The sequence below is a fragment of the Paenibacillus sp. OAE614 genome (assembly GCF_040546645.1).
GTDB classification, from domain to species: domain Bacteria; phylum Bacillota; class Bacilli; order Paenibacillales; family Paenibacillaceae; genus Paenibacillus_AQ; species Paenibacillus_AQ favisporus.
On record NZ_JBEPOD010000001.1, the window covers coordinates 4853007 to 4872661 of the forward strand.

Annotated in this window: 14 protein-coding genes and 2 pseudogenes; 5 read left to right on the forward strand and 11 right to left on the reverse strand. The window is 55.4% G+C overall.

Annotation, left to right across the window (positions count from 1 at the left end):
• Positions 1-90 precede the first annotated feature (90 nt).
• Positions 91-510, reverse strand: a complete 420-nt coding sequence (locus ABIE48_RS22395) for a MerR family transcriptional regulator (RefSeq protein WP_192715784.1) — start codon at positions 508-510, stop codon at positions 91-93.
• 173 nt (positions 511-683) lie between these two features.
• Here ABIE48_RS22395 and ABIE48_RS22400 point away from each other — a divergent pair, with 173 nt between their 5' ends.
• The gene (locus ABIE48_RS22400) at positions 684-1529 is read left to right on the forward strand and encodes an SDR family NAD(P)-dependent oxidoreductase (protein WP_192715785.1); all 846 of its coding nucleotides are present in this window, start codon (positions 684-686) and stop codon (positions 1527-1529) included.
• 417 nt (positions 1530-1946) lie between these two features.
• On the opposite strand, the gene ABIE48_RS22405 is transcribed toward ABIE48_RS22400, so the two are convergent.
• The 4 genes from ABIE48_RS22405 to ABIE48_RS22420 all read right to left on the reverse strand — a co-directional run bounded on the left by ABIE48_RS22405 (position 1947) and on the right by ABIE48_RS22420 (position 7019).
• Positions 1947-3110, reverse strand: a complete 1164-nt coding sequence (locus ABIE48_RS22405) for an iron-containing alcohol dehydrogenase (protein ID WP_145023349.1) — start codon at positions 3108-3110, stop codon at positions 1947-1949.
• 137 nt (positions 3111-3247) lie between these two features.
• Positions 3248-4837: a UDP-glucose--hexose-1-phosphate uridylyltransferase gene (locus tag ABIE48_RS22410; protein ID WP_145023347.1), complete on the reverse strand. Its 1590-nt coding sequence runs from the start codon at positions 4835-4837 to the stop codon at positions 3248-3250.
• A 12-nt stretch (positions 4838-4849) separates the two neighbouring features.
• On the reverse strand, positions 4850-5839 hold the full coding sequence (gene galE, locus ABIE48_RS22415) for a UDP-glucose 4-epimerase GalE (protein ID WP_145023345.1): 990 nt from the start codon (positions 5837-5839) through the stop codon (positions 4850-4852).
• 1 nt (position 5840) lies between these two features.
• A complete protein-coding gene (locus tag ABIE48_RS22420; protein WP_076169660.1) occupies positions 5841-7019 on the reverse strand; it encodes a galactokinase in 1179 nt (392 codons plus the stop codon).
• Between the two features lie 173 nt (positions 7020-7192).
• Here ABIE48_RS22420 and ABIE48_RS22425 point away from each other — a divergent pair, with 173 nt between their 5' ends.
• Positions 7193-8089 carry an AraC family transcriptional regulator gene (locus ABIE48_RS22425; protein ID WP_105444416.1) on the forward strand — a complete coding sequence of 299 codons (897 nt, stop codon included), beginning with the start codon at positions 7193-7195 and terminating at the stop codon, positions 8087-8089.
• Positions 8090-8387: 298 nt separating this feature from the next.
• Here the strand turns inward: ABIE48_RS22425 and mgrA are convergent, their stop codons facing one another.
• The 4 genes from mgrA to ABIE48_RS22445 form a co-directional block, all read right to left on the reverse strand.
• The gene (gene mgrA, locus ABIE48_RS22430) at positions 8388-9392 is read right to left on the reverse strand and encodes an L-glyceraldehyde 3-phosphate reductase (protein ID WP_192715786.1); all 1005 of its coding nucleotides are present in this window, start codon (positions 9390-9392) and stop codon (positions 8388-8390) included.
• Positions 9393-9571: 179 nt separating this feature from the next.
• Entirely contained in the window at positions 9572-10315 is a 744-nt protein-coding gene (locus ABIE48_RS22435; RefSeq protein ID WP_076169657.1) for an NAD-dependent protein deacylase, read from the reverse strand.
• 199 nt (positions 10316-10514) lie between these two features.
• Complete coding sequence (locus ABIE48_RS22440) at positions 10515-11183, reverse strand: bifunctional 2-keto-4-hydroxyglutarate aldolase/2-keto-3-deoxy-6-phosphogluconate aldolase (protein ID WP_116229394.1); 669 nt, start codon at positions 11181-11183, stop codon at positions 10515-10517.
• Between the two features lie 78 nt (positions 11184-11261).
• Complete coding sequence (locus ABIE48_RS22445; protein ID WP_145023339.1) at positions 11262-12230, reverse strand: sugar kinase; 969 nt, start codon at positions 12228-12230, stop codon at positions 11262-11264.
• A 373-nt stretch (positions 12231-12603) separates the two neighbouring features.
• On the opposite strand from ABIE48_RS22445, the pseudogene ABIE48_RS22450 reads away from it, so the two are divergent.
• Positions 12604-12849 (forward strand): annotated as a pseudogene (locus ABIE48_RS22450) (KGG domain-containing protein); the annotation flags it as partial.
• A 260-nt stretch (positions 12850-13109) separates the two neighbouring features.
• Positions 13110-14795, forward strand: coding sequence for a dihydroxy-acid dehydratase (gene ilvD, locus ABIE48_RS22455; RefSeq protein WP_186325955.1), 1686 nt, complete (start codon positions 13110-13112; stop codon positions 14793-14795).
• 211 nt (positions 14796-15006) lie between these two features.
• Here ilvD and ABIE48_RS22460 read toward each other — a convergent pair whose 3' ends face one another.
• On the reverse strand, positions 15007-16419 hold the full coding sequence (locus ABIE48_RS22460; RefSeq protein WP_192715787.1) for a polysaccharide deacetylase family protein: 1413 nt from the start codon (positions 16417-16419) through the stop codon (positions 15007-15009).
• 196 nt (positions 16420-16615) lie between these two features.
• Here ABIE48_RS22460 and ABIE48_RS22465 point away from each other — a divergent pair.
• Positions 16616-17774, forward strand: a pseudogene (locus tag ABIE48_RS22465) (AI-2E family transporter).
• On the opposite strand, the gene ABIE48_RS22470 reads toward ABIE48_RS22465, so the two are convergent.
• Positions 17740-19518, reverse strand: a complete 1779-nt coding sequence (locus ABIE48_RS22470; RefSeq protein ID WP_354519685.1) for a peptidoglycan D,D-transpeptidase FtsI family protein — start codon at positions 19516-19518, stop codon at positions 17740-17742. The pseudogene ABIE48_RS22465 and the gene ABIE48_RS22470 overlap by 35 nt on opposite strands.
• Positions 19519-19655: the final 137 nt, after the last annotated feature.

A 19655-nucleotide genomic window follows, 5' to 3' on the forward strand; every position in this document is an offset into this window, starting at 1 on the left:
TTAGAAGTGCCTAAATTGTTTCAAAATTTTCCTTTTCCGTTAGGATTCCGGGAATTTTCCGCCAAAATCCTCCTTTTTCTTCCGGCTGGCTCACGGTTTCAAGCTCAGGAAGCCGAATCGTTTCGGCTGGTCGGCCAAACTACACTCCGCTTCAGGCGCTGTTCCAATCACCTGAGAATCAATGAAATCCAGGATCTGCTGAAGAGAGTCCATCTGTTCCCTGATTTTTGCCCGGTGCTCCAAAATCAAATCGTGCAGCTCCGGATGCTCGCTGATGTCATCGCCGACCGACAATTTCAAAAACGGCTTCATCTCCTCCAGCGGCATACCTGTCTTCTTCAGGCAGGTGACCAGCTTCATCGTCTCCAAATCCTTTGGCCGGTACACCCGGTGGCGGTTTGGTTTGCGCTCTGCTCGCGGCAGAATCCCGATCCGTTCGTAATAGCGAATCGTTTCTTCAGGGATGCCGGTATGCTCCGCGGCTTCTTTGATCGTATATGCATCAGTCATAGCTTTCTTCCCTCTCGTTTCTGGTATGTTCATACCATCATACAACTTGGAGCTGACTTCAGGTCAAGTCCGGTAGGTTTTTCGAAAAATGGGGATTGACTTGTAGCCGACTACAAGTTGTAGAGTGGCTTTACCGCAAATACAAAAACCTATTCATCTGCTAGGAGGCATATATGAAAACCAACTCAATTGCACTGATTACCGGGGGAAACAACGGCATCGGCCTGGAGCTGACCCGCAGACTGCTGGGTGAAGGCTGGACCGTTCTTGCCTTGGTCCGTTCCGCTTTCCCCAGCGACGACACCTTGATCCAGAAAGCTCTCGCCAACCGGCAGCTTCGTCTATATAAAGCCGATCTCGCCGATTTCTCCGCCTTACAACAGGCGCTGGACGAGATCAAGAGCAAGGAGGACAAAATCGACGTACTGTTTAACAACGCCGGAGGCAGCTTCCCTGAGCTTGCGTATTCCAAGCAGGGACGGGAGATGCACTTCGAGCTGCAAACCGTAGTTCCCTATATCATCTTCATGGAGCTGAAAGATTTGGTAAAGCAAGGTTCCTTCAAAACGATCATCAACACGTCGTCCTCAGCGATGAAAATGGTCCGCACCTTCGAGCCGGCAGAGCTGGCCTCTCCGCGGACGTTCAAGAAGCTGTTCGGTCCCTACGCCGCTTCCAAGCTGGCGTTGTCACTGTGGACCCGCGAAATCGCCCCCTTGGCAGCCGCCGAAGGCTTGACGATCCGCAGCGCCGACCCAGGGGGTAACAATACGATGCGGAAAGGAAAAGATTCCGGGCTGCCCTGGTATATAAAAATAGCGATGAAGCTGGTCATGAGTCCTCCTTCAAAGGGCGCTTTGCTTCTGTATGAAGCGGCTTTCGGCAAGCACAAGAACCTGAACGGCGTATTTCTGTTGAAAAACGAGCCCACAGAGTTGAAGTATGCCGAAGCCGGCAAACCGGTGCTGGAACTTGTTCAGGGCATTTACGAAAACGAGTATGCCGGACGGGCACAATGATCATAGGACGGGACTATACTTGTATTGTGCTCATATTGAACATGACTCAGGTTATGGCATATTGCAGAAATTTATCAGCCGGACGTCATCCTTTGGCTGAAGATCGTAACCATCCTTCTGGCACTGAAGGGAATGATGAAGACGATTTGGTTGGTCCGGCTTCATTGGGTGCAGCGAAACCGCCCCAAGAAACAAGGCGGGGAGGCTCAAGCCGGTTCAGGAGGCATAAAGTAAGCCATGAATTCAGCGACCTAGGGGTAGGCAACATCAACCCGAACCCTCGACACGGGAAAGATGTGGAACGGCAAAAAGGGGCTTTCCCGGGTCGGATCGACCTTATGGGAAGCCCCTTGGCTATATTGGCGGAGAAAAGAAGTATGCTTCAGCTCTCCGGTCGCTGACGGAACGCTTATCGGCTTACAGCGACATTTTGTAAATTTCGATGACGTCTTCCTTGTTCAACTTGCGGAAGTTGCCAAACGGACCGAAGCGGACCGACTTCTCAGCCATCACTTCGATCTGGCTGTCGTCGATGTCGTAATCGGCAAGGCGGGCCGGCGCACCGATGGAGCTCCAGAAATCGCGAAGCGCCTGGATGCCCTCTTCCCCGACCTGCTCGTCGCTCTTGCCGGCCGGATCCACGTTAAACACGTTGACGGCAAGGCGCTTGAAGCGGCTTGGATCCACGCTCAGGTTATATTTCATCCAGTTCGGGAACAGGATGGCCAAACCGCCGCCATGCGGAATGTCATACACGGCCGATACGGCGTGTTCAATGTTGTGGGTCGCCCAGTCGCCGGACATGCCCATGTTCAGCACCCCGTTCAGCGCCATCGTGCCGCAGTACATGATCGTAGAACGGTACTCGTAGTTTTCCAGATCGTTAATCAGCTTCGGCGCGGTTTCGATGACGGTACGAAGGACCGTTTCGCAGAATCCGTCCTGAACCGGCGTGTTGGTCTCCTGGTGGAAGTAATGCTCCAGCACGTGGGACATCATGTCTACCATACCGTAAACGGTTTGGTCTTTCGGCAGGGAATACGTGTTCACTGGATCCAGGATGGAAAATGCCGGGAAGGCAAGCGGGCTGCCCCAGCCCATCTTTTCTTTCGTTTGCTCGTTCGTAATAACCGAGCCGCCGTTCATTTCCGAGCCCGTCGCCGCCATCGTCAGCACAGTGCCGAGAGGAAGGGCCGCCTGCGGAGCGGCTTTGCGTTCCACAAAGTCCCACATATCGCCGTCGTATTTGGCGCCGACCGCAATCGCCTTGGAGCAGTCCAGGACGCTGCCGCCGCCAACCGCAAGGATCAGCTCAATGCCTTTTGTCCGGCACAGGTCCACCCCTTTATGTACAGTTGATAAGCGCGGATTCGGCTCTACGCCCGCCAGCTCGGTCACCTCGGCGCCGATTTCCTTGAGCAGCGCAAGCACGTTGTCGTACAGGCCGGAGCGCTTGATACTTCCGCCGCCGTAAACCAGCAGCACCTTTTTCCCGTATTTCGGAACTTCGGTTTTTAATTTATCCAGCTGACCTTGGCCGAAAATCAGCTTGGTCGGGTTATGAAATTCAAATGCTTTCATTGTCGGATTCGCCTCCATGATGTAATGAGTTGCCCTAAATATTATAACCCTCCGGCCGCAGAAGAAACAAACCGCCCTTCCCGTGCAGGGAATAAGCGGTTTGTAAGGAAGGGGGCGCATCCCCCGGATATAAGAAATTACGCCTCGGTATAACCCATCGCAGCAAGGAAGCGGCGGAACGCCTGCTGCCCGGCCTCCGTCCGTTTATAGACGCCGGCGTGGCCCAAAATTTCCACGAAAATGCGTCCAACCTCCTCGCGGACCCATTCCTCGGCGGCAGCTTTGTCCCGCTCCATGCCCTGTTCTTCCACCAGTCGGGTGATCCACGGTTTGTGAACCTGGAGCGGATGGTTGTCGTCCTGAAGCAGCGCTTCATACAGCCCGCGGTTTCCGGACAGAATATCCGCGACCTGATCCAGCTCTTCCTTCAGCCGTCCCGGCAGAATCGCCAGGCCCATCACCTCAATGAGGCCGATGTTTTCCTTCTTGATATGGTGCATTTCGGCATGCGGATGGAAAATCCCCGCCGGATGCTCCTCGCTGGTCCGGTTGTTGCGCAGCACCAAGTCCATTTCGTAAGCGCCGTCCGGCGTCCGATGGACGATCGGGGTCACCGTGTTATGCGGCACCCGCTGCCCGCCTTCTTCTGTAAAAGCATAAATCTCGGCTTCCGGATCGCTGTACTGCTTCCAGGCTTCGTAGATGGAATCAGCGCATTCCAGCAGGACGGCACTGTCCGTCGACGCAAGCCGCAGCACAGACATCGGCCATTTGACGATGCTGACTATGACGCCCGGGAACTGCGGGTGAGCGAAGGATGCTTCCTTCGGTGCGTTCTGGATCGGGAACGTATGGCGCCCGCCCTGGAAGTGGTCGTGGGTTAGAATGGACCCGCCCACGATCGGCAGATCGGCATTCGAGCCGATAAAATAATGCGGGAAGACGTCTACAAAAGCGAGCAGGCGACGCAAGCTGTCCTTCGTCAGCTTCATCGGCACGTGATCGTGGTGGAACACGATGCAGTGCTCGTTGTAGTACACATAAGGCGAATACTGGAAGAACCAGTTTTCGTTGTTCATCTCAAGCGGAATGATCCGCAGGTTTTGGCGTGCGGGATGGTTGACCCGGCCGGCATAGCCCACATTCTCGCGGCAAAGCTGGCATTTGGGGTAGACCGGTGGCGGCAGCAGCTTCGCCATGGCGATTTCCTTCGGACTTTTCTCCGGCTTGGACAAGTTGATGGTCATTTCGATGTTGCCGTATTCCGACGGATACGTCCAGTATACGTTTTTGCTGACCCGGTCCATCCGGATGTAGTTCGAATCGATCGACAGCCGGTAAAACCGGTCGGTCGCCGCTTCGATTCCCCGCTCCCGTGCCGTGCGCTCAAATTCCGCGATCACTTCCGAAGGCCGGGCCATGAGCAGGCCCATTATTTTGGCGTCGAGCAGGTCGCGGTAGGTGTCGGTGTTTTCCGGCATCAGTCCAATCTCAAACGCGTAATCCAGCAGCGTGTCGATCATCGGCTGCGGGCTGTCCGCGGCCTCCGGCTCAGCTTCGCTCAGCGAAGGCTCGCTTGCGCCGAACAGATCCAGCAGCAGGTTGCGGCTATAGTCGGCGTCTTCAGCCTGAATGAGCCGGTGATCCAGGGCGAAACGCACGAGGCGGTCGATCGCCTGCAAGGCTTGCTCTTTCAAGGGATTCGTGGTGTCAGTTTGTGAATTCAATGCGCTTCCCCCTTATTCTTTGCCGTATCCGTCAGGATGGCTTTGATGCCAGCTCCAGGCGCTCTCGATAATGTCTTCCAGCTTGGTGCGCGAAGGGTTCCATCCGAGAACGGTGCGGGCTTTTTCAGAAGATGCAACGAGCACAGCGGGATCGCCGGCACGGCGGGCCTGCACGACGACCGGAATGTCCAGCCCAGTGACTTTCTTGGCCGTCTCGATCACTTCCTTCACGGAGAAGCCTTCCCCGATCCCCAGGTTAAACACGTTGCTGGCCTCACCCTTACGCAAATAATCGACCGACCGCAAGTGCGCGTCCGCCAGGTCGCTCACGTGGATGTAGTCTCTGACGCAGGATCCATCAGCCGTCGGATAGTCGTCGCCGAAGACGGCAATGCTCTCGCGCTGCTTCAGCGCGGTTTGCAGTACCAGCGGAATGAGATGGCTTTCGGGACGGTGGTCCTCGCCGATTTTGCCGCTGTCATGCGCCCCGGCCGCATTGAAATAACGCAAGGCTACGTATTTGATGCCGAGCACCTGGTCGAACCAGGACATCATACGCTCCATCATCAATTTGGTCTCCCCGTACACGTTCGTAGGCTGCGTACGGTCGCTCTCGACAATCGGCACGCGTTCAGGTTCACCGTAAGTCGCCGCTGTGGAGGAAAAGACGATCCGGCGCACGTTCGCTGCGTCCATCGCTTCCAGCAGGCAGAGCGTGCCGTAGACGTTGTTATCATAGTACTTCACCGGCTTCTGCATACTTTCGCCCACGAGAGAATTCGCAGCGAAATGGATCACCGCGTCGATCTCGTTCTCGGCGAACAGCTTCGCCAGCAGCTCCTTGTCCCGCAAATCCCCTTCGTACAGCTTGCCGCCGAGCAGCGCCCCGCGGTGCCCCGTTTGCAAATTGTCCAGCACGACTACTTCCTCGCCGCGCTCCAGAAGAGCCGCTACCGTATGCGACCCGATATATCCTGCTCCACCCGTTACGAGAATAGCCATGTTAGTGATCCCCCTTCAGTTCTTTGACTCCGTCGCCTGCGCTGCACACATAGAAATCGGCCTTGAGGCCCGTTCTCGCCTGATACGCTTCGCCGACCTGCTGAATGAACCGTTCCACCGCATCTTCATGCACGAGCGACACGGTGCAGCCGCCAAAGCCAGCTCCGGTCATCCGCGAGCCCAGCGTGCCTTCGATCCGCTGCGCTTCTTCGACCATAACGTCCAGCTCTTCGCAGCTGACCTCGTACAGGTCACGCAGCGATGCGTGCGATGCGTTCATCAGCTGTCCGAAGGTATGCAAATCGTTCTGCTTCAACGCTTCCACTGAATCCAGCACGCGCTGGTTTTCTTCGACCACGTGCCGGGCACGTCTTACGACCGTCTCATCGGCGATAGCATCCTTCAGCGATTCGAACTGATCCGGCGTCAGGCCGGCCAAATACTGAAGTGAAGGCATCTTCGCCTGCAGCTGGGCCAGGGCCGTTTCGCACTGCGAGCGGCGTTCGTTGTAAGCCGAATCCACCAGGCCTCTGCGCTTGTTCGTATTGCTGATAACCAGCTTGTAGACCCCGGTCTGGAACGGAACATGCTTGTATTCCAGCGTGTCGCACATGAGCAGGATCGCGTGGTCCTTCTTCCCGTTCGCGACGGCGAACTGGTCCATGATGCCGCAGTTGACGCCGACGTACTGGTTTTCTGCCTTTTGCGACAGGAGCGCAATCTGCACCGTATCCGTACTGCAGCCTTCCATCGACTGCAGCGCATACGAAGTGACCACTTCGATCGAGGCGGAAGAAGACAATCCGGCGCCGTTCGGAATATCGCCGTGATAGAGGATGTCATAGCCTTTCGTAACCGGACAGCCGATATTCGCGTTCTCGACCATGACGCCGACGGCATAATCCACCCACTCGCCCGTTTTGTGGCTGCCGATTTCCTTGACGGCTAGTTTGTATTCATAAGGCAAATTTGTGGAGGCCAGCTGAATCACATCGTCCCCTCGCTCCCGAATGAGCAGCGTCGTGCCGAACTCCAGCGCTGCGGGAAGGACATAACCTCCGTTATAATCGATATGCTCCCCGATCAGGTTAACCCGGCCCGGAGCATGAAACACACGTACTTCCTCGCTGCTGTCACCGTATTTCGTCATGAATTGCTGTAATAAAGTTTCCGATGTCATAGGGATATGCACCCATCCTTTCCTTATGGTTCTGCTCTTTCATTATAAAAGGACTTCCTGTCCGCGTTAATGCAATTATGTTGACTGGATATGGATTTATGTGACCTTGGGGAATATAATGGTGTAAGAAGGACCGCATTTATTTTGATGTCTGTGAAAGGATCGATGAATCCATGATTCCGCAGGAGACCTACTCCGTTGCTTCAAACCCCGTCTATCATGACGACGGCCCGCTGCACGTGCTGTTTGCGGGAGAGAGCCAGACCAGGCCCGTGCATGCCGTCGGGCCAAAAATTTATGATTACTATCTGCTTCATTATGTAGAAGAGGGAAAAGGGACGTTCCGAACCGAGCAGCGCACCTATGAGCTCGGACAAGGGAGCTGCTTTCTCATTCATCCCGGCCAGCTGGTCAGCTACGCCTCCGACGCCGGCGAGCCTTGGCGGTACCGCTGGACCGCCTTCTCCGGCAGAGAGGCGCAGGGTCTCCTGGCGAACGCCGGCTTCGACCCGCTGCATCCGGTGCTCTTTACCGACGGGGACACCATGATCCCCGGCTCCATTGAACGGATGCAGGAAGCGTTCTATACGAAGCAGGAAAGCGCCGATCTGGCGTCGCTCGGCTATCTGTACCTGATCTTCTCGGAAGCGCAGAATATCCTGTCCAGCCATTCCCGGCTGACGGGAACGGAATCGCAGGTGCAGCGGACCGTCAAGCAGATGATCCACTACATGTCAGCACAGTACGCCCATCCGGTCTCCATTGAGCAAATGTGCGACAGCCTCGGTTATAACCGGGCTTATCTGTCGCGGATATTCAAGAAGGAAACAGGATGCTCGCCAGTGACCTATTTGCTTAAGCTCCGCATCGATAAGTCGCGCCAGCTGCTGCGCGAACGGCCAGAGCTGTCAATCGAGCAGGTGGCCGCCTCCGTCGGGCTGACGGACGCCCTGTATTTTTCCCGCCAATTCAAGCGGCTGTGCGGGCAGTCCCCGACGGCGTACCGTGCCGTCGTAACGGCTCCGGACCTTGTCGCTTCCGCCCGGCCGGACTCGCAGCGCGGATCCTAAGCGCCAAGGCACACAATAACCCGCATGCCCTGCCCTCTGGCAGACAAGCGGGTTATTGTGAGTTAGGCCCATGATAAGCGGGTTATTCCGATTAAGAGCCAGACAAGTGAGTTATTCCGCGTAACGCGTAAGTTGTGCGGAAAGTTAATCCAAGCCGGTCATACAACTGATATACGCGCAAGGTCAACCGCAATCGAGTTATCCGTGTTAACGGGTTAATCGAGGATGGTCGCTAATATGGACTTAAGTTTCCGTCACCGGAATTTGCCTCTCATCGATCCGCAGGATATCCACAGGATCAGGATTCGCTTTCCGTCTTCAAAATCGCTTCGATCCGGTCCAGCTCTTCCTTGCTGAATTCCTGATTCTTCAGTGCAGCCACGTTGTCTTCGATCTGGCTGACGCGGCTGGCTCCGATCAGGGCTGAAGTCACGCGCCCTCCGCGCAGCACCCAGGCCAGCGCCAGTTGGGCCAGGCTTTGGCCGCGTGCGGCGGCAAGCTGGTTCAGCGCCCGAATTTTGCGAAGCACATCCGGCGTAATGTTGCTCTCGTTCAGGAAGACCGACGGGCTCGCAGCACGCGAATCTTCCGGAATGCCGTTCAGGTATTTGTTCGTCAGCAGCCCTTGAGCCAGCGGGGTAAAGGCAATCGTGCCGATCCCCTGCTCATCCAGCACGTCCTGCAGGCCGTTCTCGATCCAGCGGTTCAGCATGGAATAGCTTGGCTGGTGGATCAAGAGCGGCGTTCCCAGCTGCTTCAGGATCGCGGCGGCTTCCGCCGTCTGCTCCGCCGAATAATTCGAAATGCCGACGTACAGCGCTTTACCGGAGCGCACAATATGGTCAAGAGCCATCATCGTTTCTTCCAGTGGAGTATCCGGGTCAAAGCGGTGCGAATAAAAAATGTCGACGTAATCGAGACCCATCCGCTTTAAGCTTTGATCCAGGCTGGAGACGAGGTACTTGCGTGATCCCCACTCCCCGTAAGGACCGGGCCACATGAAATACCCGGCTTTGGACGAGATAATCAATTCATCCCGGTGGCTCTTCAGGTCTTGGGCCAGAATCCGGCCAAACGTTTCTTCCGCCGAGCCTGGTGGAGGACCGTAGTTGTTCGCCAGATCAAAGTGGGTAATTCCTAAATCAAACGAGCGGGTGATCATATTCCGCGCATTTTCGTACGTATTGATTCCGCCAAAATTATGCCAGAGTCCCAGCGAAATGGCCGGGAGCTTCAGTCCCGAACGGCCACAGCGGTTATAAGTCATCTCTTCATAACGTGATTCGCTTGGTGTATATGCCATTGATATCCGCCCTTCTCTCTCACGGTTAATAGACTACTAGAACCATCATAAATCCTCGGCAAGGCATTTGACAAGAAACCGATTACACGGGCTGGAGGTCCCGGCTGATATCCTTCCTGTTAAAAAGGGATGGACTAAGCTGTTACCACGCTTACCGCGCTATGAACATCTGCCACCCATTAAATACCCAGTTTCCGCTCCACCTGCTCCATCACTTCCCCGATTTTATCAGCGATCAACAGATCCGCTTTGCGGTCATATGGAGTGGGGTCCATATTCAGGAGGACGGTGCGGCTTCCTTGAAAATAGGACACCAGGTCCGCTGCCGGCTGAACCGTCAGGGAGGTGCCGCCGATGATGAGCAGATCCGCCTGGGAGATCGCCTCCACCGCACCAAAGAGCACCTGCTGGTCCAGCGGTTCCTCGTACAGGACGACGTCGGGCTTGATGATCCCGCTGCAGCTCGGGCAGCGCGGAACGAGCTTGTTCGTCGCCATGATGTGCTCCAGGTCGTAAAACGCCCCGCAGCCCATGCAGTAGTTCCGGTGAACAGAACCGTGCAGCTCCAGCACCTCTTTGCTTCCCGCCTTCTGATGCAATCCGTCAATGTTCTGGGTTACGACAGCCTTCAGCTTGCCGGCTTGCTCCAGCTTGGCCAGCATCCGGTGGCAGCCGTTCGGGGCCGCATCGGGGTGCAGCATTTTGCTGCGGTAAAAATCAAAGAACACCTCGGGAAGCTTCATAAAAAAGGACCGGCTCAGCATTTGCTCCGGCGGGTATGGCAGATGCTGTTCGGTCTGATACAGCCCGGCGGCGGAACGGAAGTCGGGAATGCCGCTTTCCGTCGACGTTCCCGCTCCACCGAAAAAAACGATATTGCCGCTTTGTTCAATCCAAGAGGCAAGCGTATCTATGTTCTGCACGATATGGTGCACCTCCACAAGTGTTGGTCCTTTTGATCCGATCCGCGGCTTCTCGCTTCATATGGAATAATGGACCAGCCCGCCTCCACATGCGGGACGGCAGGCTGTATGGTGTAGTACCCGTTACGATCGGGTTTGATTCACAATGCTTGGGTTTTACTTATGATACAATGATTCCGCTCACAACATTCCGGCCGGCTTACAGCTCCGCCTTTGCCTTGCGGTAAGCCTCCATGTACTGCTCCGCTTTCGTGCGGACATGGCTTAAATCCCCAGTCTTCACAGCCTCGTTGGTCAGGTCCGAGCCGATGCCCACAGCCACCGCCCCGCCTTTGATCCAGTCGCCGAGATTGGACAACGATACGCCGCCTGTCGGCATAAAGTCTGCTTGAGGCAGAGGCCCCTTCATCGTCTTGATGATGGACGGATCGTACAGGCTGCCAGGGAACAGCTTCACGATGTCGACCCCGAGCTCGAGTGCCTGCTGCACTTCAGCGATCGTCATGACGCCAGGCAGAATCGGCACACGGTACAAATTGCACAGCTTAACCGTGTCGGGATTCAGTGAAGGACCGACGACAAATTGGGCTCCGGCCATGATGGAAGCGCGCGCCGTCTGAGGCTCCAGTACCGTTCCCGCTCCGATGATGGCGAATTTGTCCGGGTCGCTCGTCTCCCAGCTGTACATCCGGCTGAGCTTCTCGATCGCATGCAGCGCTCCCGGCACGGTCAGCGTAACCTCGATGACCTTGATCCCGCCGGCAATCGCCGCCTCCGCCATGTCAAACACCTGATCGGCCGAATCTCCGCGCAGAACGGCAACGACGCCGTTATCGATAATTTTTTGCAAAAGCTGGATTTTTTTCACAATGACCGCTCCTTTGTGTTCATTATATGGAAAAGCCTGAAAGATGTCTATTTCCAGAGTACCCCTGCACCTCTCACCTTATCTCTCGATATGCGCCTTGTTGCCGAGCTTCGCCTCGACCTGCTCCCATGTCGGAAGCGCTTCCCAATCACCCACGGCCTGAATAACCATGGATCCGGTTAGATTCCCCAGACGGGTCGCTTCAACGGCGCTTTCGCCCTTCAATAGCCCGGCGATAAAGCCGGCACAGAAGCCGTCACCCGCTCCGACCGTATCCAGTACATTGTCGGCTTTGAAGTACGGAACCTCCGTTACGTTCCCCTGCTCCAGCACATAAGTCAGGTCAGGACCGCCTTTGACGATCGATACGGCTTTCAGTTTGGAAAGGCTTGCAAAAATCGCCGCGTCATCGTCCGTATCGTACAGCAGCTTCAACTCGTCGAGGCCCGGTAAAAAATAATCCGCCTTTTCGGCCAGACGCAGCAGCACGCCCCGCGCCTCTTCCAGGCTCCACAGCTTCAGGCGGAGATTGGGGTCAAAGCTGATTTTGACTCCGGCTGCCGCGGCGATGTCTATAGCCGCTTCGACGCAGGCCAGTCCGGACGGGCTGATCGCCGCCGTAATGCCGGTCACGTGCAAAATTTTGGCCCCGGCAATATAGGAAGCATTCAGCTGATCCGGCTGCATCCGGCTTGCCGCGGAGCCTTTCCGGTAATAGTATACCGATGTGCGGCCCGCCGTATTTTCACGGATCATCATGCCTGTTGGCGCGTCAACGCCGCGGACCGTTTGCGACACGTCCACGCCTTCGCCGCGGATTGACTTGTAAATCATGTCCCCGAGAGGATCCTTTCCCAGCGCCCCGAACCAGCCTGAGGTGTGACCCAGACGGGCGACACCAATGGCCACATTGCTCTCCGCTCCGCCAAAGGATTTATGTAAGGTGGAAGCATACTCCAGGCCGCGGGAATCCTGCGCCGTGAACAGCCCCATGCTTTCTCCGAACGTGACAAGCTCGGGTGATCCAGGTAGGTTACTATCCTGCATGTTTTCTTCCCCTTTCCGTTACTTGGTCTGTCCCTATTGTCAGCGGATGAAGAAGGGTTGTCAATATGTAACAATTGAAGCGGAGCCGTATTTCTCTCCTCCTATCCACAGGCTTATCCGCTAGGGCTGATCCGATAGGCCTCCCTTCCGGCGGGGCTGTATCCAAGCAAGTTATTTACCAATGATTTCATAATTTAATTGTTTCACTCCAATAAAGCCGTGGTAAGTAAAGGATGCGCGCAACTAATATAGAGTGAACTAAGGCTAACGTCATCTGCGCTTTCTTCGGAAGGCGGGTACGGACTTCGGGTCCGGAGGTACACTTTAGTTCAATCTATATCAATCAAAAATACTTTCCAAGGAGTGATTTGAAATGGCACGTAACAACGATAATAACGGTAAAATGAGCAGAGAAGAAGCAGGTCGTATGGGCGGGGAAGCAACGGCCAAAAATCATGACAAGGAATTTTATCAGGAAATCGGCCGCAAAGGCGGCGAAGCCACTTCCAAAAACCATGACCGTGAATTCTATCAGGAGATCGGCCAAAAAGGCGGTGAAGCCACTTCCGAGTCTCACGATAAGGAGTTCTACAAAGAAATCGGCCGCAAGGGCGGCAAAAACTAATCCCTGCCTGACCATCAGCCAACAACGAGTGATTGATTGACATAAGCCAAAAGGCACCTTCATTCCCAGTGAATGGAAGGTGCCTTTTCCTGTTCGCCTCCCTGGGCCTAAAGTTCCCCGAATCTTTCGAACCATTGCTAGAAAAAGCTTTCATTTTGTGATAGACTCATTTAAAACCGTTTCGTTTTATACGGGCACTTTCATAGTTAACCGCGCTAAAGCGCGATACTTACAGTTAGGGGGAAAAAGACATCATGGCAGCTAATAAAATGCGCTCTGACATGATCAAGAAGGGCTTTGACCGCGCGCCTCACCGCAGCTTGCTCCGCGCGGCGGGCGTGAAAGAGGAGGATTTCGGCAAGCCGTTTATCGCCGTGTGCAACTCATACATCGATATCGTTCCCGGCCACGTCCACCTTCAGGAATTCGGCAAATTGGTCAAGGAGGCCATCCGCGAAGCCGGAGGCGTTCCGTTTGAATTCAACACGATCGGCGTCGATGACGGCATCGCCATGGGGCACATCGGCATGCGTTATTCCCTGCCGAGCCGCGAAATCATCGCCGACTCGCTCGAAACCGTCGTCTCTGCACACTGGTTCGACGGCATGGTCTGCATTCCGAACTGTGACAAAATTACGCCAGGCATGCTGATGGGCGCGCTGCGTGTCAACATCCCTACGATCTTCGTCAGCGGCGGTCCGATGAAGGCCGGCGTAGACAGCAAAGGACGCCGCCTGTCCCTGACATCCGTATTCGAAGGCGTCGGTGCCCACCAGGTCGGCAAAATCAGCGACGACGATCTGCTGGAGCTCGAACAATACGGCTGTCCTACCTGCGGTTCCTGTTCAGGCATGTTCACCGCGAACTCCATGAACTGTCTGGCGGAAGCCCTTGGACTGGCAATGCCGGGCAACGGTACGATTCTGGCGGTTGCCGAAGAACGCAGAGAGTTCGTCAAGCAATCCGCACGCCAGCTGATGGAACTCGTGAAGATGGACCTGAAGCCGCGTGATATCGTGACCAGGGAATCCATCGACAACGCCTTTGCGCTCGACATGGCCATGGGCGGCTCCACAAACACCGTGCTTCACACCCTGGCCCTCGCCCAGGAAGCCGGCATCGATTATCCGCTGGAGCGGATCAATGAAGTCGCCAACCGCGTGCCGCATATCTCCAAGCTTGCACCGGCTTCGGATTACTTCATCGAAGACGTTCATACCGCAGGCGGCGTAAGCGCCGTGCTGAACGAACTGCTCAAGAAGCCGGGCGCATTGTATGGTGACTGCATGACGGTTACCGGCAAGACGCTGGCCGAGAACGTGGCCGGCTGCGAAATCCAGGACAAGAACGTTATCCATCCGATCGATCAGCCATACTCCGAGCGCGGAGGCCTGGCGGTGCTGTACGGCAACCTGGCTCCGGAGGGATCCATCATCAAAGTCGGCGCGGTGGATCCATCCGTCGGCGGCTATCATAAAGGCCCTGCCATCTGCTTCGACTCCCAGGAAGAGGCACTGGAAGGCATCGCGAACGGCAAGGTTAAAGAAGGCCACGTCGTCGTTATTCGTTACGAAGGACCTAAAGGCGGTCCGGGCATGCCGGAAATGCTGGCGCCTACGTCCCAAATCGTCGGCATGGGCCTTGGAGCCAAAGTCGGCCTGATCACGGACGGACGCTTCTCCGGCGCATCCCGCGGAATCAGTATCGGCCACATCTCTCCGGAAGCGGCTGAGGGCGGTCCGATCGCTTTCGTCGAAGACGGAGACATCATCGAGCTCGACCTGAACAACCGCAAAATCGAGCTTCTTGTCAGCGACGAAGTGCTGGCCGAGCGCCGCACCCATTGGAAAGGCTTCGAGCCGAAGGTGAAAACAGGCTATCTCGCCCGTTACTCCAAGCTCGTCACCAACGCCAGCCAAGGCGGCGTCATGAAAATCTAATCCACTCTGCATCGAAGTGAGATGCATCCGAGGTGCTTCATGAGTCACTCCGACTTATGAAGCACCTTTTTTATATAAAGCATAAAGCTTTAAATAGTAAGGCTGCTTCATTTCGGTTTCCGGTTCAACAACAAAAGGGCTGTCTCCAGCTGCGATCTTTACCACAGCCGGGACAGCCCCGATCCATATTTTCGTATAAGTGCTGTTTGATTTAAATAGCAGGCGGCGTGCTGCCGATACCCTGCGACGAAGCAACCAGATTCAGGTCAAGCAGCTCGCCCTTCTTCTCCTCTTGCGGATCGGCCGGCTCCTTCACATGCGGACGGCGATGGGACCCGCTCTCGGAAAACCGCCCGACCAGCTGATCAACGGGCATGACCAGCAGTTTCGGAACCATCTGTTCCGAATGGTCCTTCAGCCGTTCCTGTCCGGACGGATTAATGATCCGCAGCAGAAATCTGAGGTACAGCTTCGTCGACTTGGCGAACAGCCCGTCTTTTAAGTCGACGATTTTGAAGCCGAAGTTCTTCGGCCCCCGGTTAATCATCGTGACTCCGTATATGGCCTTCGCCTGCTGCAGTTCAGGGTCGCTCAGGATGATCCGGGCCAGTTCCGGGAACTGATCTTCGGTGGCGCGGATCATCTGGATGGCCAGGTGCACCATCGATCTGGACCGGACACCGAGCCGGAACAGCTTCTCGTTATCGAAGTGCAGCTCGATCACTTTATCTCCCTTGGACAGCGTTGCGCCGTCATTCATCTCCACCGTTTGTCCCTTATAGGTGCGCAGCCGGTAATGGATGAAAGGATCATAAGGCCGGATTGATTTCAACCGGAACATCGCATGAAACAGCGTTTCCCACAGCAGCCAAACTTTGACCGAAGCCCGTTTCAGCCGCGGCAGTTTTCGCTCCGGCGCTTTCTCCTTCGCTTCGATCATCTCGTCGATCCGGATGGCTTTCATTCCGCGGCGCTCCGCTTCCTCCAGCACCCGCTCCAAAGCGATCAGCATCTGCTGCGGCGCGTCCGGGTTAGCTCCGGCCGTGAGGCCGCAATCATGCAGCAGCATCACTTCTCCGGGCTGAAGCTTGTTCAGCATCCGCTCGGTCAGCCGGTCCGCGCCGATACGTTCCCGCCAGTCGCCGAACATGGACGACCACAGGACGATCTTGAACTGGCTCCGCTTGGCAAAATCGAACAAATTCACGATTCCCCACGGCGGACGATAATAAGAACTGCGCTCGCCGGTAATCGTATGAATAACCTTGTCGGTCTTCATAATCTGTTTCTTGACTGTTCCCGGCCGCATCAGCCAGTTCGATTTATGGACGTAATTATGAATGCCGATCAGATGGCCTTCGTCATAGATCCGCTTGACGATTTCGGGATGCTGCTCCGCGTGCGAGCCGACGACGAAGAAGGTGGCCTTGGCGTTGTATCTTTTCAGCAGATCCAGCAATTTCGGAGTGTACACCGAATCGGGACCGTCATCGAAGGTCAGCGCGTATTCATGCTCCGTGATCCCTCTGCGAAATACGCGGAAACCGAATATCCGGGTGATCAAGCCGGGAATAAACGCGTAAAACGATGAGATGTAAAATAACCAAAGCAGCAAAGTCTGCATGTCATATCCCCACTTTTCTCTGTATTGACTTTGACTTGCCGAAAGGCATGTGTTATTTGATAACTTTGATTTTCATAGGCACCCTATAAAAATCGCTACCTCTTATTTTATCACAGTGACTGAAGAAATAGGCGTTTTTTTATAAATCGTGTACAATGAAAAATAATCTGTTGTGAAAAGGAGAGATCCGCCCGCGATGCTTCCACTGTACAAAAAATACTGGCGAACCTTTGTGGATATCGGGTTCATCGTACTTACCGTTTTCCTCGTCATGTACATATTCAGCAAGCTGTACCAAATCGCCGCGCCCGTATTTTTATCGTTCGTCGTCTTCTTTATGATCGAACCGCTGGCCAAGTTTTTGCACAAGAGGGGCATGCCCAAACCGTTCGCTTCCGCCATTTCCGTACTGGTGTTTATTTTGGTGATCCTGGGGATCCTGTTCGGGGTCGGACTGATCGTCGTTTCCCAGTTCGCCCAGGTCCAAGATAATTTGCCCAAATACACGCATATGATTCAAACGGAATTTACCAAGCTGACGCAATTTCTTCAAGAAAAAATCGCAGCCCTGCCGCCAAATGTCACCGCAAAAATGAACGAGTATTATTACGACATTAACGGATTATGCCAGCGGGTGGGCCACCGCTTTCTTTAAATATATGGTCGGACTGTTCAGTTCGTTCTCGTCCTTTATGGGCAACTTCGGCATCGCCATCATCCTGGCGTTTTTCCTCAGCACCGAAATCGGCAGCTGGAGAAAAGTGATGCGGGACAAGTCGCCGAAGACGCTGAAGAACGCCTATACATTTCTGAAGACATATGTCCTGAAAGCCATCGGCTCCTACATCAAGGCCCAGCTGATCATGGTGCTCATCACCCTCGTGCTCGTATATGCCGGGCTGTTGATTCTGCGCACAGGCAACGAGCTTGCACTAGCCTTGGTTTGTGCCGTATTTGATATTCTGCCGCTCGTCGGGGTTCCGGTTATCCTGATTCCATGGATCATTTATTTGTTTATTGTCGGCAATCTCAGTCTGGCGATCGGCCTTTCTGTCCTGCTCGTCGTGGTGCTTCTCACCCGCCAGCTGCTTGAACCGCGAATTACGGGCAATTCGATCGGCGTGTCGTCGGCATTCCTGATGCTCTCGTTCATGATCATCTCCCTGTCGATCTTTGGCATCGCCGGACTGATCCTCTCTCCCGTGCTGCTGATCCTGATCAAGGAACTGCTCCAGCAGGGATATTTGCAGAGCTGGATCCGCCTCCCGAAGGAAGAGTTCGACGTCTCGCCGTTTGATATGACCACCCGCACGCCGGATGCTACGCCGCCGGATGAGCCGCAAGCAGGTTCATAATGCGTGCGAACAGCACCGTCGCCTGGTTCCGGGAGGACGGCGACATATTTTGATACAGTACTGCAGCCGCGTATTTCGGTTGGTTCACGGGTCCGTACCCGATGAACCACTGATGATTACGCGGCTGCCCGTTTATGGTCACCTGGGCCGTTCCCGATTTGCCGGCCAGCGGCCATGCCGCGCCGCGGATCGACTGACCCGTTCCTTCGGTGACCACCTTTTCCATCCAGCCGGTAATCAAATCCGCGGTTGCCGGCTGGACGGTACCAAGGGACGACGGGGCCAAATGGGGCTTTAGCTCTTTCATCAGCTGGCCGTTGGCATACGAAACGCTCTCCAGAATTCGTGGCGCATGGACTTGTCCCTGCTGAAGAAGCGTCACGATCATGTTGGCGGCCTGCAGCGGGGTCACCTGAACATCGCGCTGACCGATGCCGGTCTGTGCGCGGATCCCCCCGTCCCGGTCAGCCTTATCCGGATCGGCAAAGATTTTTCCGCTGTCCTCATGATCGAACGGTCGTAGAAGAGGCAGGCCAAGGATGTCCTTTTCCTCCCAACCCACCGTTCTGGCCAGGCCCAGCTTATGAGCGGCCGCTTCGATTTCGCCTGCTGACAGCCGCTCCGCCAGTTCGGCAAACACGGCGTTGCACGATTCGGCATAAGCCTCCGCGAGCGTAATCACGCCATGCTCTTTCGGACAGGAAAGTCCATATTTACCGTATGCGCCGGTGCATGCAAAGGTTTCATCCGGAGAAGTGACGCCTGCCTCCAGTGCCGCTGCTGCGATGACCGTTTTGAATATGGAACCAGGGACGGCTGCCTGCAAAGCGCGGTTATTCCATGCCCTTTGCTGCGGATTGACGTCCAAGGGATTGTAGAACGGCAGCGATACCATGGCCACCACATCGGCCGTTTGTGCATCAAGGAGGACAACGGCGCCCTCCTTCATCCCCGATTCCTTGGCCAGCTGCTCGATCTGCCGCTGCAGCGTCACATCCACCGTGGTGCGGAATTTGAGCGGATAATAGGCGTTACCCGGTCCCTTAATCCGGATGCCCGTACCCGGAATGGGCTGATCGCTTCCATCGACGGTATAATAGGCGGTCGTCGGACCCATCCCGCGCAGGAGCGGCTCCAGCGTCTTTTCCAGCCCGGCCGCCCCTTCCTGGAAGGCATACCCCGTGTGGATCAGATGCTTCTGCCCGGGCTGCTCCGTTAAATAGCCGAGCCACTGCATCCCGCTGGAAGCATCCTCATACCGCTTGGTATAAGGCAGCACTTCGATGCCGCTGATTCCGGCCGTCCTTACCTGTTTTGCCTCGCTGTCCTTCAACGCCAGCGGATCGCTCTTGCGGGAGTCCGGCCACACGAGAGGGACGCTCAAGTGGTCCCATACCTTCAGGAAGGAGGCCTGATCCGTCTTCAGGACCCGGGTGACCGCATTCAGCTTGTCCTTCGCCTCTTGCCGTATGGAACCGGAAACCGGGAACAGCACGGCGGCGGAAACCGTCTTCCCTGTTAAGGGCTCGCCGTTTCTGTCGTAAAACTTGCCCCGACCGGAGTCCAAAACGACGCCGCGTTCCCGCTGCAGCACCGACATTTCCTGCATCGTAAACCGGCTTCCGGGCAGCTCCGACACCCTCATAACGAGCTGTATGTAGGCTAACCTCAATATGAGTACCGTCATCATAAACGAAAGGATGACCAGCACATAGAAAATGCGCTGCTTATGTTTTACGCTCAAGAAGAACCCCTCTTTATGCCTTTTCCACTCAGTATATCCTTCAGCAGGCATGTCCAACCCGGCCAACTCAGGCTGGATTCGTTCTCAGAGAACCAAAAAACCAACGCATCCCCGAACGGAGACGCGTTGGCTCACTG

What these genes read in the sequence shown, in the direction of transcription:
- ABIE48_RS22395 (WP_192715784.1), bottom strand. Translation starts at nt 510, where the DNA reads ATGACTGATGCATATACGATCAAAGAAGCCGCGGAGCATACCGGCATC.
- mgrA (WP_192715786.1), bottom strand. Translation starts at nt 9,392, where the DNA reads ATGGCATATACACCAAGCGAATCACGTTATGAAGAGATGACTTATAAC.
- ilvD (WP_186325955.1), top strand. Translation starts at nt 13,110, where the DNA reads ATGGCAGCTAATAAAATGCGCTCTGACATGATCAAGAAGGGCTTTGAC.
- ABIE48_RS22420 (WP_076169660.1), bottom strand. Translation starts at nt 7,019, where the DNA reads ATGACATCGGAAACTTTATTACAGCAATTCATGACGAAATACGGTGAC.
- galE (WP_145023345.1), bottom strand. Translation starts at nt 5,839, where the DNA reads ATGGCTATTCTCGTAACGGGTGGAGCAGGATATATCGGGTCGCATACG.
- ABIE48_RS22460 (WP_192715787.1), bottom strand. Translation starts at nt 16,419, where the DNA reads ATGCAGACTTTGCTGCTTTGGTTATTTTACATCTCATCGTTTTACGCG.
- ABIE48_RS22425 (WP_105444416.1), top strand. Translation starts at nt 7,193, where the DNA reads ATGATTCCGCAGGAGACCTACTCCGTTGCTTCAAACCCCGTCTATCAT.
- ABIE48_RS22405 (WP_145023349.1), bottom strand. Translation starts at nt 3,110, where the DNA reads ATGAAAGCATTTGAATTTCATAACCCGACCAAGCTGATTTTCGGCCAA.
- ABIE48_RS22400 (WP_192715785.1), top strand. Translation starts at nt 684, where the DNA reads ATGAAAACCAACTCAATTGCACTGATTACCGGGGGAAACAACGGCATC.
- ABIE48_RS22445 (WP_145023339.1), bottom strand. Translation starts at nt 12,230, where the DNA reads ATGCAGGATAGTAACCTACCTGGATCACCCGAGCTTGTCACGTTCGGA.